The organism is Pseudomonas sp. SIMBA_068, assembly GCF_046534705.1.
Classification (GTDB): Bacteria; Pseudomonadota; Gammaproteobacteria; order Pseudomonadales; family Pseudomonadaceae; genus Aquipseudomonas; species Aquipseudomonas putida.
In genome coordinates this window covers 403,951-418,199 of record NZ_JAWRYI010000001.1, presented here as the reverse complement: position 1 = coordinate 418,199, position 14,249 = coordinate 403,951, and the positions used below count along the sequence as shown (strand labels likewise).

The following is a 14,249-nucleotide window of genomic DNA, read 5'->3' as shown; positions in this document are numbered from 1 at the left end:
AAAGCGACGCCGTGCCCTTGTAGGAGCAGCCTTGTGCTGCGAATGTGCTGCGCAGCAGCCCCGACAATCTGTGCCATGGCCAGAATCCTGGGGCTGCTGGGCAGCCCATTCGCAGCACAAGGCTGCTCCTACATAAGGACCGCGACCTGTTTTATAGGGCCGACCTTTGGTCAGCCACCCGACCTGGGCGCAATTTTCATGTATGATATGCGCCCTTCCAAAAGCCTGACTGTCCGAGAACACCCCATGCAGCTTTCTTCGCTCACTGCGGTTTCCCCTGTAGACGGCCGTTATGCCGGCAAAACCCAGGCCTTGCGCCCCATTTTCAGCGAATTCGGCCTGATCCGTTTCCGCGCCCTGGTCGAAGTGCGCTGGCTGCAGCGCCTGGCCGCCCACCCGCAGATCGGCGAAGTGCCGGCGTTCTCCGCCGAAGCCAACGCCCTGCTGGACAACCTGGCCACCGATTTCAAACTTGAGCACGCCGAGCGCGTCAAGGAAATCGAGCGCACCACCAACCACGACGTCAAGGCGATCGAATACCTCCTCAAGGAGCAGGCCGCCAAGCTGCCTGAGCTGGCCAAGGTCAGCGAGTTCATCCACTTCGCCTGCACCAGCGAGGACATCAACAACCTGTCCCACGGCCTGATGCTGCGCGCCGGCCGTGACGACGTGCTGCTGCCGCTGATGCGCCAGATCGCCGACGCCATCCGCGCCCTGGCCCACGCCCACGCCGACGTGCCGATGCTGTCGCGCACCCACGGCCAGCCGGCTTCGCCGACCACCCTGGGTAAAGAGCTGGCCAACGTCGTGTACCGCCTGGAGCGCCAGATCGCCCAGGTTGCTGCCGTACCGCTGCTGGGCAAGATCAACGGCGCCGTGGGCAACTACAACGCCCACCTGTCGGCCTACTCGCAGATCGACTGGGAAGAGAACGCCCGCGCCTTCATCGAAGACGAGCTGGGCCTGCAGTTCAACCCGTACACCACCCAGATCGAGCCGCACGACTACATCGCCGAGCTGTTCGACGCCATCGCCCGCTTCAACACCATCCTGATCGACTTCGACCGTGATGTGTGGGGCTACATTTCGCTGGGCTACTTCAAGCAGAAGACCGTTGCCGGCGAAATCGGCTCGTCGACCATGCCGCACAAGGTCAACCCGATCGACTTCGAAAACTCCGAAGGCAACCTGGGTATCGCCAATGCGCTGTTCCAGCACCTGGCCAGCAAGCTGCCGATCTCGCGCTGGCAGCGCGACCTGACCGACTCCACCGTGCTGCGCAACCTGGGCGTGGGCTTTGCCCACAGCGTCATTGCCTACGAAGCCAGCCTGAAAGGCATCGGCAAGCTGGAAGTCAACGAAGCCCGCATCGCAGCCGACCTGGACGCCTGCTGGGAAGTACTGGCCGAGCCGATCCAGACCGTAATGCGCCGCTTCAACATCGAAAACCCCTACGAGAAGCTCAAAGAGCTGACCCGTGGCAAGGGCATCACCCCGGACGCGCTGCTCACCTTCATCGACGGCCTCGACATGCCAGCCGAAGCCAAGGCCGAGCTCAAGCAGCTGACCCCCGCTACCTACATCGGTAACGCGGCAGCCCAGGCCAAACGCATCTAAGCTGACCGTCGCGTACAACGCCCGGCCTGGCCGGGCGTTTTTATTCCCGTACGAAAATTACGTTTTTTCAATAGGTTGAACATGAATCCTGATACTCCACTGCAGCTGCTCGGCGGCATCTCGGCCCGCGAATTCATGCGCGACTACTGGCAGAAGAAGCCCCTGCTGGTGCGCCAGGCCTTCCCCGACTTCATCAGCCCAATCGACCCCGACGAACTGGCTGGACTGGCCCTGGAAGAGGAAGTCGAGTCGCGTATCGTGCTGGAGCACGGCGCCCACCCGTGGGAGCTGCGCCGCGGCCCGTTCAACGAAGACACCTTCGCCGAGCTGCCGGAAAAAGACTGGACCCTGCTGGTACAAGCGGTGGACCAGTTCGTCCCGGAGGTGGCCGAACTGCTGGAAAACTTCCGCTTCCTGCCCAGCTGGCGTATCGACGATGTAATGATCAGCTTCGCCGCCCCCGGTGGCAGCGTTGGGCCGCACTTCGACAACTACGACGTGTTCCTGCTGCAAGGCCACGGCGAGCGCAACTGGAAGATCGGCCAGATGTGCAACAGCGACAGCCCGCTGCTGGAGCACGCCGACCTGCGCATCCTTGCCGAATTCGAGCAGAGCGAAGAGTGGACCCTGGAGCCAGGTGACATGCTCTACCTGCCACCACGCCTGGCTCACTACGGCGTAGCCGTGGACGACTGCCTGACCTACTCGGTGGGCTTCCGCGCGCCAAGCGCCGCCGAAGTGCTGACCCACTTCACCGACTTCCTCGGCCAGTTCCTGCCGGACGAAGAGCGCTACAGTGACGCCGACGCCCAGCCGGTCAGCGACCCCCACCAGATCCAGCACGACGCCCTCGACCGCCTCAAGGCCCTGCTCGAGAAGCACATGGGCGACAAGGACCTGCTGCTGACCTGGTTCGGCCAGTTCATGACCGAGCCGCGCTACCCTGAGCAGATCGTTGGCGAAGAGCTGAGCGAGGAAGAGCTGGTGGACGCCCTCGAGCAAGGCGCCATCCTGATCCGCAACCCAAGCGCACGCATGGCCTGGTCGGAGTTCGAGGACGACCTGCTGTTGTTCGCCAGCGGCCGCAGCTGCCCGCTGCCAGGCAAACTGCGCGAGCTGCTGAAGCTGGTGTGCGCGGCAGACGCCCTGCACAGCGACAACCTCGCAGACTGGCTGCAGGACGAAGATGGCCTTATGCTTCTACAGCAGCTGGTCAAACAAGGGAGCCTGGGATTCGCCAATGAATAAGATCAGCGTTCGCCTCGCCGACTGGCAGAAAGACAACGCCGACATCCGCCGTATCCGTGAAGCGGTGTTCGTCGCCGAGCAGCACATTCCGCCAGAGCTGGAGTTTGATTCGGAAGACCAGGACGCCCTGCACTTCCTGGCCATGGAGGGTGACTACCCGATTGGTACCGCGCGCCTGCTGGCGGACGGCACCATCGGGCGCATCTCGGTGCTCAAGGACTGGCGCGGCCTGAAAGTGGGTGACGCGCTGATGAACGCAGTGATCGTCGAAGCGCAAAACCGCGACCTGAAGCAGCAGATGCTCAGCGCCCAGGTGCACGCCACGCCGTTCTACGAGCGCCTCGGCTTTCGCATAGTCAGCGAGGAATTCCTCGAAGCCGGCATCCCGCACGTGGACATGGTGCGCGACTCGCGCGTCTGATCCATCACCTCCCCACAGGCGCCCCACACATTCTGAAAAATGTGCGGCCCCTGTGGGAGCGGGTTTACCCGCGAAAGGGCCGGTACAGGCTCAACACACTTCCCCTGACAAAAACCTGTACATCCATCCAGATAAAACTTGCCTCCGCGCCCCCGCTTGCGCATCCTAGTGCCCATCACCCCCGATGAAGCGTCCCCGGCCATGCGCCTGTTCCTCTGCGAAAAACCCTCACAGGCAAAAGACATCGCCAAAGTGCTCGGCGCCACCCGCAAGGGCGACGGCTGCTGGCAAGGCACTGACGTCTGCGTAACCTGGTGCATCGGCCATCTGCTGGAAACCGCCCCGCCCGACAGCTACGACGAACGCTACAAGCGCTGGAACCTGGCCGACCTGCCGATCATCCCCGACAAGTGGAAGATGCTGGTCAAGCCCAAGACCGCCAGCCAGTTCAAGGCGGTAAAGCGCCTGCTGGGCGAAGCGCGGGAGCTGGTGATTGCCACCGACGCCGACCGCGAAGGCGAAATGATTGCCCGCGAGCTGGTCGAGCATTGCCGCTACCGCGGCCCGGTGCAGCGCCTTTGGCTGTCGGCGCTCGACGACACCTCCATCCGCAAGGCCCTGGCACGCCTGCTGCCCGGCCACGAAACGTTCAACCTTTATCACTCGGCGCTGGGCCGCTCCCGCGCCGACTGGCTCATCGGCATGAACATGAGCCGGCTGTTCACCCTGCTTGGCCGCCAATCCGGCTACCAGGGCGTGCTGCCGGTGGGCCGGGTGCAAACCCCCACCTTGCGCCTGGTGGTCGACCGCGACCGCAGCATCGCCGACTTTGTGCCGGTGCCGTTCTGGGCCATCGACGTCCAGCTTGAACATGCAGGCCAAGCTTTCAACGCCCAGTGGCGTGCGCCCGAGGACGCCTGCGACGACCAAGGTCGCTGCCTGAACCAGAGTTTGGCGCAACAGGCCGCCGCCGCCATCGGTAACGCTGGCACGGCACGGGCCGTAAAGGTGACCACCGAGCGCGTGCGTGAAGCCGCGCCCCTGCTTTTCGACCTCGGCACCCTGCAAGAGCTGTGCTCGAAAAAGTTCGGCCTCGGCGCCCAGGAAACCCTCGACATTGCCCAGGCCCTGTACGAAACCCACAAGCTCATCACCTACCCGCGCAGCGACTGCGGCTACCTGCCGCTGAGCCAGCACGCCGAAGCACCGGCCATTCTCGCCGCCCTGCAACGGGCCGATGCCAGCCTCGCACCGCTGCAGCCCCACCTGGAGCCGCAGCGCCGCTCGCGGGCGTGGAACGACGCCAAGGTCAGCGCCCACCACGGCATCATCCCTACTGCCGCCGCCAGCGACCCGTCGCGCCTGCCGGCCAAGCACAAGGCGGTGTACACCCTGATCCGCGCCCGCTACCTGGCGCAGTTCCTGCCCAACCACGAATATGACCGCACCCAGGCCGACTTCGACTACGCCGGCCATGCCCTGCGCGCGGTGGGCAAGCAGATCGTCGAGCCGGGCTGGCGCCGCGCCCTGCCCGAAGCGCTGACCCCGGCCAAAGGCCGCGAAGCACCACCGGCCCAGGTGCTGCCAGCGCTGAGCGAAGGCCAGGACTGCACCGTGCAAGGCCTGCAACTGAAAGATCTGTGGACCCAGCCGCCCAAGCCGTTCACTGAAGGCGACCTGATCAAGGCGATGAAAAACGTGGCCAAGCTGGTGGATGACCCTCGGCTGAAGCAGAAACTCAAGGAAACCACCGGCATCGGCACCGAGGCCACCCGCGCCAGCATTATCCAGGGCCTGCTCGACCGCGGCTATCTCGTAAAAAACGGCAAAGCGCTGGCGGCCACACCTGCGGCCTTCAGCCTGATCGATGCCGTCCCCCGCGCCATCGCCGACCCCGGCACCACAGCGATCTGGGAGCAGGCGCTGGACATGGTGCAAAGCGGCGAGATGAGCCTGGAAGAATTCGTGGCCCGACAGTCGGCGTGGATGGGCAAGCTGGTCGAGCGTTGCAGCGGCATGCGCATGACCATCAGCGGGCCGGCAGCCGGGGCAGCGCCGCCCTGGAAGAAGAAGCGTCGCGGTGGAGGTGGGAAAAGCAAAGCAGCCGGAAGCAAATCGGCAACAAGCAAGCCGCGTCAGCCCCGAAAAAAAGCGACAACCTGAAGCTTCTGCACTGGCATCACAGGCCCTATCGCCGGCAAGCCAGCTCCCACAAGTCTTGTACAAGGACTGAAGCCAGTGCAGGTCTTGAGAGCCTAAGTCTTAAACAGGTGCTGATGCCCATTGGGTACTTGTGGGAGCTGGCTTGCCGGCGATAGGGCCAGCTAAGGCAGCACATCAATAACAGGTAAACTACCAAACCCTGCCTGACACATTGGCACCATGAAATTTCCCTGCTAAGTTTTCATGAAAATAATCACAATAATTTTCACGAGGCTTCTGCATGTTCAAACAATCCGCCCAGCACGTCGCCAGCTACTACGCCCAGACCTACCCCGCCAACATCCCGCTGCGCCCTACCCTGCAAGGCACCCACGACACCGACGTGCTGATCATCGGCGCCGGTTTCAGCGGCCTGCATACCGCCCTGCGCCTGACCCAGGCAGGCAAACGCGTAACACTGCTGGAGGCCAGCCGTGTGGCCTGGGCTGCTTCCGGGCGCAACGGTGGCCAGGCACTGCTGGGCTGGTCTTGCGACATGCCGCCACTGGAAAAGGCCTTGGGCGTGGAACGCACCCGGCGCCTGTGGGCCAGCATGTGCTGGGCCGCCGACGAGATGCGCGAACTGCCACAACGCCACGGCTTCGATATCGACTACCGGCAGGGCAGCCTGTGGACTGCGGTATTGCCGCGCCGGGTGAAAATGCTCGAAGAGGCCCTGCACGATGCAGAACACAAATGGGGCTACGACGCCCTGCGCCTGATCGGCCGCGACGAGCTGCCACAATGGATCGACAGCCCGCGCTACCAGGCTGCGCTGTATGACGCCAAAGGCGCCCACCTCAACCCGCTGAAGCTGGCCCAAGGCCTGGCCAGTACCATCGAGGCTGCCGGCGGGCAAATCTACGAACAGAGCCAGGTGCTCAGCTACCAGCAGGCTCGCGACGGCTATGTCGCCCGTACCGACCGTGGCGAAGTTCGCTGCCAGGTATTGGTGCTGGCCTGCAACGCCTACATCGACCGCCTTGACCGCAGCCTGTCGCGTCGCCTGTTACCAGTCGGTTCCTACCAGGTCGCCACTGCGCCTCTGGATGCCGACTTCGCCCATTCGTTACTACCTCGCAACAGTTGTGTGATCGACAACCAGTTCGTACCCGACTACTTTCGCCTCACCCCGGACCACCGCCTGCTGTTCGGTGGCGGCTGCACTTACCTGGGCGGCATTCCCAAGAACGTCGCCAGCGCCACCCGCCCGTACCTGGAGCGGGTGTTCCCGCAACTGGCCGGGGTAGCCATCGACTATGCCTGGGGCGGCCATATTGATTGCAGCATACAACGCACCCCGGACGTCGGCCGCGAGGGCCAGCGCTACTGGCTGCAGGGTTTCTCCGGCCATGGCGTACTGCCGACCCTGGCGGCGGCGCGTGCGGTCAGCGATGCCATTCTCGGCGATGAAGACCTGTTGGCGCTGTACCAAGGCATCGACAACGGCCGCTTCCCCGGCGGGGACCTGCTCGCAGCACCGCTGGAAGCCGCCGCCAAGGCCTGGTACAGAATGCGCGACACGCTCTGAAGACGGCCGGCGCTTGCTTCGCCGAAATCTGCCCTATTCTCAATAGCTCCCTTCGGTTCCTGCATACAGGAGACACGATCATGAGCCATGTAACGACGCAGGACGGCGTACAGATTTTCTACAAGGACTGGGGCCCGCGCGATGCACCGGTGATCCACTTCCACCACGGCTGGCCGCTCAGTGCCGACGACTGGGACGCGCAGATGCTGTTCTTCCTCGCCCAGGGCTATCGCGTGGTGGCCCACGACCGCCGAGGTCACGGCCGCTCCAGCCAGGTATGGGACGGCCACGACATGGACCACTACGCCGACGACGTAGCCGCCGTGGTTGCCCACCTGAGCACCCAGGGCGCCGTACATGTCGGCCACTCGACCGGGGGTGGCGAGGTGGTGCGTTACATGGCTCGGTACCCTGAGGACAACGTGGCCAAAGCCGTGCTGATCGCCGCCGTACCGCCCTTGATGGTGCAAACCCCCGGCAACCCCGGTGGCCTGCCCAAGTCGGTGTTCGATGATTTCCAGAACCAGGTGGCCAGCAACCGGGCGCAGTTTTACCGGGATGTGCCAGCCGGACCGTTCTACGGCTACAACCGACCCGGTGCCGAAGCCAGCGAAGGCATCATCGCCAACTGGTGGCGCCAAGGCATGATGGGCAGTGCCAAGGCCCATTACGATGGCATCGTGGCGTTTTCCCAGACCGATTTCACCGAAGACCTCAAAGGCATAAAACAGCCGGTACTGGTGATGCATGGGGACGATGACCAGATCGTGCCGTATGAAAACTCCGGGGTGCTGTCGGCCAAGCTGCTGCCCAATGGCACGTTGAAGACCTACAAAGGCTACCCGCATGGCATGCCCACTACTCATGCCGATGTGATCAATGCGGATTTGCTGGCGTTTATCCGTAGCTGATGTAATCACCTGTAACGGCCCTTTCGCGGGTAAACCCGCTCCCACAGGTACAGCGCTGCCCTCAGGTTCTACGCTGAACCTGTGGGAGCGGGTTTACCCGCGAAGAGGCCGGCACTGGCAACACACCCCTCCCAGGCTTACCATGTCTCCCTTATAGCGCGGCCCTTTGCCGCACCTTGCCTCCCTGCCTGCCAAGACCCCCATGCCCTTCGAACTCACCGTAGAACCCCTAACCCTGCTCATCCTGGCGCTGGTCGCCTTCGTCGCTGGTTTCATCGATGCCATCGCCGGTGGCGGGGGCCTGCTCACCACCCCGGCCCTGCTCACCGCCGGCATGCCCCCGCACCTGGTACTGGGCACCAACAAGCTCAGCTCCACCTTTGGCTCGGCCACCGCAGGTTTCACCTACTACAAGCGCAAGCTGTTCCACCCGGCGCAGTGGCGCCCGGCGTTGTTCGCCACCTTGACCGGGGCGTTGCTGGGTGCGGTCATCGCCCACTACATGCCAGCCGAGTGGTTGAACAAGATGCTGCCGGTGATCGTCTTCGCCTGTGGCATCTACCTGCTGTTCGGCGGCACACCCAAGGCGCCGCTGGATGCCGATGCGCCGATCAAGAAGAAGTGGCAAGTGCCGCAAGGCTTCACCCTGGGCTTCTACGACGGCGTGGCCGGCCCGGGTACCGGGGCGTTCTGGACGGTCAGCACCCTGCTGCTGTACCCCATCGACCTGGTCCGCGCCAGCGGCGTGGCGCGTAGCATGAACTTCGTCAGCAACATCGCGGCGCTGACGGTGTTCATCATTTCCGGGCAGGTGGATTACGTCGTCGGCCTGTGCATGGGCCTGTCGGTCATGGTTGGTGCCTTTTTTGGCGCACGCACGGCGATCAGTGGCGGCAGCAAATTCATCCGCCCGGTGTTCATCACCGTGGTGCTCGCCTTGACCGTGCGCCTAGCGTGGCAGCACTGGTTCGGGCAAGCCTAAGCGCCTGGCCACATAAAGATCGATCAGGTACCGGGCAATCGACCGCCCGGCCGGCAACGGTGGCAGGTCGTGGACGCTGAACCACTGGGCGTCCTCGATCTCGTCCGGCTGCATGACAATATCGCCCCCCGCGTATTCGGCATGAAAGCCCAGCATCATCGAGTGCGGGAATGGCCAGCACTGGCTGCCGACGTACTGGATGTTCCGCACGTCCACCGCCACCTCTTCACGCACTTCGCGCACCAGGCAGTCTTCTGCCGACTCACCCGGCTCGGCAAAGCCCGCCAAGGTGCTGTACACCCCGGTGACGAAGCGCGGCGAGCGCGCCAGCAAGATTTCATCGCCACGGGTCACCAGCACGATCATGCTCGGCGAAATACGCGGATAGCTGCGCAGGTCGCATGGCTGGCAGTACATCGCCCGCTCCCAGCGAATTTGCGTCATCGCCTGGCCGCAGCTGCCGCAGAAACGGTGCTCGCGGGCCCAGGTGCCGATCTGCGCGGCATAACCCAGTACTTTGTAGGTGTCGAAGTCGCCTTGGAGCATGAATGCCCGCAGGCCACGCCAGTGGCAACCGGGCACGTCGGTGGCGCTGCGCAGCTCCAGCAGGAACACCGGCTGGCCGTCGAAATGGCCGATGCCATGCTCGCATAACACGTCGAGGTCCTGGCGTTTGAGCCAGTCGCGGGGGAACAGCGCGCCGTTGTCGTCCACCAGAAACCCTTCCGGGCTGCGGGCCACGGCCACGCCCCCGGTGATCTGCGGGTCGAGTACTGCAGTAGTCCAGCGTGCTGACATGTCGGGGGTTCCTTGACTGCGCGTCCCCCGGCCCGATCAGTCGGCGAACGTCGGTTTCTGTTTGCTCATGTGCGCCGCCACGGCCACGCGCAGGTCTTCGGACTGCAGCATCGCGGCGTTCCAGGTGGCGATGTAATCCAGGCCATCGTCGATGCGATGGTCACGCATGTAGCTGAGCATTTCCTTGGTGCCGGCCACGGCGATCGGCGATTTTGCAGCAATCTCCCGGGCGATGGCAAAGACACCGTCCAGCAGTGCGGCCTGATCATCATAGATCCGGTTGACCAGGCCGATGCGCAGGGCCTCGTCGGCCGCAACGTTGCGCCCGGTGAAGGCCAGCTCACGCATGATGCCGTCGCCAATGATATGTGGCAAACGTTGCAGTGTGCCGACGTCGGCGGCCATGCCCATGTCGATTTCCTTGATCGAGAACTGCGCGTCGCTGCTGCAGTAACGCATGTCGCACGCCGAGATGAGGTCGATGGCGCCGCCGATACAGTAGCCCTGCACGGCCGCCAATACGGGTTTGCGGCATTTGTCCACGGCGGTGAACGAGGCCTGCAGGCGCTGGATGGTGCTACGCAGAAAGCGCGCATTGCGCCCCACGTCCTTGCCCATTTGCCCAGCCAGCGAGGCCAGCATCATGAGGTCGATGCCTGCGGAAAAATGCTTGCCTGCACCACTGATCACTACCGCCCGCACGGTATCGGTGTCGTCGATCCACTGGAAGATAGTGATGATTTCTTCCCAGAAGGCCGCGTTCATCGCGTTGACCTTTTCCGGGCGGTTGATCTGAACGTGGGCGATGTTGTCGGTCAGTTCAACCTTGAACGCACTGTACTCGTTCACGGGCGGCACTCCTGCGGGTGAAGGATTCATGGCGTGGATGTTAACCCAGCCCGATGGCCGTACTTGTGCCAAAAACGGGACTGCACGCCTTGCCTAAGACGCGCCAATCCTGCACCGTGCGCCATCGCCGAATCATAAGGATACATATTCATGTCACGCTCCCTGTCCGGCGCCCTCGCCCACGGTTTTCTGGGCCAGTCGCCGCTTTGGTACAAGGCGGTCATCTGCCTGTTCCTGGTGCTCAACCCGCTGCTGCTGGTTACCGTTGGCCCGGTTGCAGCAGGCTGGGCGCTGGTGCTCGAATTCATCTTCACCCTGGGCATGGCGCTGAAGTGCTACCCGCTGATGCCTGGCGGCCTGCTGCTGATCGAAGCCTTGCTGTTACAGATGACCACGCCACAGGCGCTGTATGAGGAACTGCAACACAACTTCCCGGTGATCCTGCTGCTGATGTTCATGGTCGCCGGTATCCATTTCATGAAGGAGCTGCTGCTGTTCCTGTTTTCGCGCATTTTGCTCGGGGTACGCTCGAAGGCAGTTCTGGCGCTGCTGTTCTGTGTGCTGTCGGCGTTTCTGTCGGCGTTTCTCGATGCGCTGACCGTGACGGCGGTGATCATCAGCGCTGCGGTCGGCTTCTACGCCGTGTACCACCGCGTCGCGTCCGGCGCCAACCCGCGCGAGGAAAGCGCGGTGGACAGCGACCAGCAGATCGCCCACCTGCACCGCGAAGACCTCGACCAGTTCCGCGACTTCCTGCGTAGCCTACTGATGCACGGCGCAGTGGGTACCGCCCTGGGTGGCGTGTGCACCTTGGTGGGCGAGCCACAGAACCTGCTGATCGGCCACGAGATGGGTTGGCACTTCGCCGACTTCTTCTTCAAGGTGGCACCTGTGTCGCTGCCAGTGCTGGGTGCCGGCCTGCTGACCTGTGTGCTGCTGGAAAAACTGCGCCTGTTCGGCTACGGCACCTTGATGCCCGAGCCGGTGCGCCAGGTGCTGGCCGCCTACGCGGCCGAGGACGACGCCGCGCGCACTCAGGCCCAGCGCATCGCGCTGTGGGTGCAAGGGTTTGCAGCGCTGATATTGATCGTCTGCCTGGGGCTGCATGTGGCTGAAGTGGGCCTGATTGGCCTGATGGTGATCGTGCTGATCACGGCGTTTACCGGTATCACCGATGAACACCGGCTGGGCCGCGCCTTCCAGGACGCCATGCCGTTCACCTCGTTGCTGGTGGTGTTCTTCGCCGTGGTCGCGGTTATCCATCAGCAGCAGCTGTTCAGCCCATTGATCAGCTGGGTGCTGACGCTGCCGGCCGAGCAGCAACCGGGCATGCTCTACCTGGCCAACGGTTTGCTGTCGGCGATCAGCGACAACGTGTTCGTCGCCACCATCTACATAACCGAGGTGAAGCAGGCGTTTCTCAATGGCAGCATGAGCCGCGAGCATTTCGAAACGCTGGCGGTGGCAATCAACACCGGCACCAACCTGCCCAGCGTGGCAACGCCGAATGGGCAGGCAGCGTTCCTGTTCCTGCTGACCTCGGCGATTGCGCCGCTGATCCGGCTGTCGTACGGGCGGATGGTGTGGATGGCGTTGCCCTATACCGTGGTGATGGGTGGGCTGGGTTGGTGGGCGGTGACCTACTGGCTGTGATGTAAACCTGCACGGGCCCCTTGTGATCGGCTAATTCAGTCTCTTGTAGGAGCAACCTTGTGTCGCGAACGGGCTGCGAAGCAGCCCCGGCAATTTGTGCATTTGCGCTGAAATCCTGGGGCAGCTTCGCAGCCCGTTCGCGGCACAAGGCCGCTCCTACACAGGAACTGCATCACTTTCGAGACCTGTGTCGATTCTGCCTGGTGCCATTCGACTACCCATTAAAGCAGCCACCGGGCTGCCAACAGGAGAGTCCCCATGCGCAAACTCATCGTAGCCGCCTTCATCAGCCTCGACGGCGTGATGCAAGCTCCCGGCGGCCCGAAGGAAGACACCAGCGGCGGTTTTGCCTACGGCGGCTGGATCGTGCCCTACGCCGAGGAAGTGTTTGGCCAGGCGATGCAGGCATTGTTCAGCCAGCCATTTGAGCTGCTGTTGGGCCGGCGCACCTACGACATTTTTGCCGGCTATTGGCCAAACATCAAAGACAACGCCGAAGACTTCTCCATCGCCAACCTGTTCAACAGCGTGCCCAAGCATGTGGCCACCCACACCCCTGCCACCCTCGACTGGCACAACAGCCACGCTCTCGGCACGGACATCGCCGCTGCGGTACGCTCGCTCAAGCAACAGGACGGCGCCAACCTGCTGACCCAGGGCAGCGCCGAACTGGTGCAGCAACTGCTGGCGGCAGACCTGGTCGATGAACTGCAACTGCTGACCCACCCGCTGCTACTCGGCCACGGCAAACGCCTGTTCGGTCATGACGCAGCAGCAGCGGCCTTTACCTTGCAGCAGTCGCAAGTCTCGCCCAAGGGTGTGATCATCAGCCGCTACGTGCGCGCAGGCCAGGTGCAGACCGGTTCATTCGACGTGGTGTAATCCCGTACAACTTTTGCCCCGCGCAGGCATCGAAACACTGGAAGCCCCTATCCGCTCCAAGGAGGTCAACCATGGCGCTGCGCACTACGCTGCTGCTTTCCTGCATGACCCTGGCGCTGCTCGGCTGCGCCGGCAACGATCAACCGGCACCACCGCACACCCAGCAGGTGGACCTGCAACGCTACCAGGGCACCTGGTATGAACTGGGCCGGCTGCCGATGTTCTTCCAGCGCAACTGCGTGCAGTCCGAGGCACACTATGGTCTGCGCCCGGATGGCCGGATCGACGTGACCAACCGCTGCAAGGAAAAGGACGGCCAGTGGAACGAAGCCAAGGGCATCGCCGAGGCCCAGCAGCCGGGCAGCACCGACAAGCTGTGGGTGCGCTTCGACAACTGGTTCAGCCGCCTGGCACCGGGCCTGACCAAGGGCGAGTACTGGGTGCTGTACCACGACAAGGACTACCGCGTGGCGTTGGTCGGCCACCCCAACCGCGAGTACCTGTGGCTGCTTTCACGCACGCCTGCGGTCACCGACCAGCAGCGCGAGCAACTGCTGACCATCGCCCGGGAGCAAGGGTATGACACCAGCAAGCTCATATGGCGGCAGGGAGACTAGCAGGCGGTCGACGGCTGGCGGCAATCCGGCTATGGTGTGCGCCCTTTCTCGCCTCGAAGGAACGAGACCGTTGAATACCAAGCCGCCGTCAGCACCCCGCATCCGTTTTCTTGCCCTGTGCGTGTTCCATCACCAGGGCAAGATTCTGGTCAACGTGTTCGATGATCCCGTCACCGGCCAGACGCTGTCCCGCCCACTGGGTGGCGGTATCGAGTTCGGAGAGCTGGGCCGCGATGCCATCGCGCGGGAAATCATGGAGGAGTTGGGCCAGCCGATCAGTGATGTCCGCCTGCTCGGCACCCTAGAAAGCCTGTTCACCTATGCCGGCAAACCGGGGCATGAGGTCGTGCAGGTGTACGATGCGCGCTGCGACGACGCCAGCCTGTACCAGCGCGCCTGGCTGGACGGCCACGAGTCCAACGGCAGCCCGTTCCGCGCCCGCTGGTGCGACAGCGCCGATTTCGAGCGCACTTGCCCGCTGGTGCCACAAGGGCTGCAGGCGTTGCTGCACGACTTGGCGCTGTTGGGTTGAAACAAG

13 protein-coding genes are annotated in these 14,249 nt (G+C 63.4%); 11 read left to right on the top strand and 2 right to left on the bottom strand.

Annotated elements, in window-relative coordinates:
- Positions 1-246: 246 nt before the first annotated feature.
- The 7 genes from purB (at position 247) to SB756_RS01775 (ending at position 8,912) form a co-directional block, all read left to right on the top strand.
- Entirely contained in the window at positions 247-1,617 is a 1,371-nt protein-coding gene (gene purB / locus SB756_RS01805) for an adenylosuccinate lyase (RefSeq protein WP_410910049.1), read from the top strand.
- Between the two features lie 81 nt (positions 1,618-1,698).
- Positions 1,699-2,865, top strand: a complete 1,167-nt coding sequence (locus tag SB756_RS01800; protein ID WP_410910048.1) for a JmjC domain-containing protein — start codon at positions 1,699-1,701, stop codon at positions 2,863-2,865.
- Positions 2,858-3,286 carry a GNAT family N-acetyltransferase gene (locus SB756_RS01795; RefSeq protein ID WP_016498845.1) on the top strand — a complete coding sequence of 143 codons (429 nt, stop codon included), beginning with the start codon at positions 2,858-2,860 and terminating at the stop codon, positions 3,284-3,286. The genes SB756_RS01800 and SB756_RS01795 overlap by 8 nt, the downstream gene beginning before the upstream one ends.
- 201 nt (positions 3,287-3,487) lie before the next feature.
- Positions 3,488-5,449 carry a DNA topoisomerase III gene (locus SB756_RS01790; RefSeq protein WP_410910409.1) on the top strand — a complete coding sequence of 654 codons (1,962 nt, stop codon included), beginning with the start codon at positions 3,488-3,490 and terminating at the stop codon, positions 5,447-5,449.
- Between the two features lie 280 nt (positions 5,450-5,729).
- Positions 5,730-7,019: an NAD(P)/FAD-dependent oxidoreductase gene (locus SB756_RS01785; protein ID WP_410910047.1), complete on the top strand. Its 1,290-nt coding sequence runs from the start codon at positions 5,730-5,732 to the stop codon at positions 7,017-7,019.
- Between the two features lie 80 nt (positions 7,020-7,099).
- Complete coding sequence (locus SB756_RS01780; RefSeq protein WP_410910046.1) at positions 7,100-7,930, top strand: alpha/beta fold hydrolase; 831 nt, start codon at positions 7,100-7,102, stop codon at positions 7,928-7,930.
- A 202-nt stretch (positions 7,931-8,132) separates the two neighbouring features.
- Positions 8,133-8,912: a TSUP family transporter gene (locus SB756_RS01775; protein ID WP_016498840.1), complete on the top strand. Its 780-nt coding sequence runs from the start codon at positions 8,133-8,135 to the stop codon at positions 8,910-8,912.
- On the opposite strand, the gene nudC is transcribed toward SB756_RS01775, so the two are convergent.
- Together nudC and SB756_RS01765 are read right to left on the bottom strand one after the other, a co-directional pair.
- Positions 8,880-9,710, bottom strand: coding sequence for an NAD(+) diphosphatase (nudC, locus tag SB756_RS01770; protein ID WP_410910045.1), 831 nt, complete (start codon positions 9,708-9,710; stop codon positions 8,880-8,882). The genes SB756_RS01775 and nudC overlap by 33 nt on opposite strands.
- A gap of 36 nt (positions 9,711-9,746) precedes the next feature.
- Positions 9,747-10,559 (bottom strand): crotonase/enoyl-CoA hydratase family protein, encoded by an 813-nt coding sequence (locus tag SB756_RS01765; protein WP_341796251.1) that lies wholly within the window; start codon positions 10,557-10,559, stop codon positions 9,747-9,749.
- A gap of 150 nt (positions 10,560-10,709) precedes the next feature.
- Here SB756_RS01765 and nhaB point away from each other — a divergent pair, with 150 nt between their 5' ends.
- The 4 genes from nhaB to SB756_RS01745 all read left to right on the top strand — a co-directional run bounded on the left by nhaB (position 10,710) and on the right by SB756_RS01745 (position 14,243).
- Positions 10,710-12,212 carry a sodium/proton antiporter NhaB gene (gene nhaB / locus SB756_RS01760; RefSeq protein ID WP_016498837.1) on the top strand — a complete coding sequence of 501 codons (1,503 nt, stop codon included), beginning with the start codon at positions 10,710-10,712 and terminating at the stop codon, positions 12,210-12,212.
- A gap of 258 nt (positions 12,213-12,470) precedes the next feature.
- Positions 12,471-13,094, top strand: a complete 624-nt coding sequence (locus SB756_RS01755) for a dihydrofolate reductase family protein (protein WP_341796252.1) — start codon at positions 12,471-12,473, stop codon at positions 13,092-13,094.
- A 71-nt stretch (positions 13,095-13,165) separates the two neighbouring features.
- A complete protein-coding gene (locus tag SB756_RS01750) occupies positions 13,166-13,711 on the top strand; it encodes a lipocalin family protein (protein WP_016498835.1) in 546 nt (181 codons plus the stop codon).
- 31 nt (positions 13,712-13,742) lie between these two features.
- Complete coding sequence (locus SB756_RS01745; RefSeq protein ID WP_410910044.1) at positions 13,743-14,243, top strand: NUDIX hydrolase; 501 nt, start codon at positions 13,743-13,745, stop codon at positions 14,241-14,243.
- Positions 14,244-14,249: the final 6 nt, after the last annotated feature.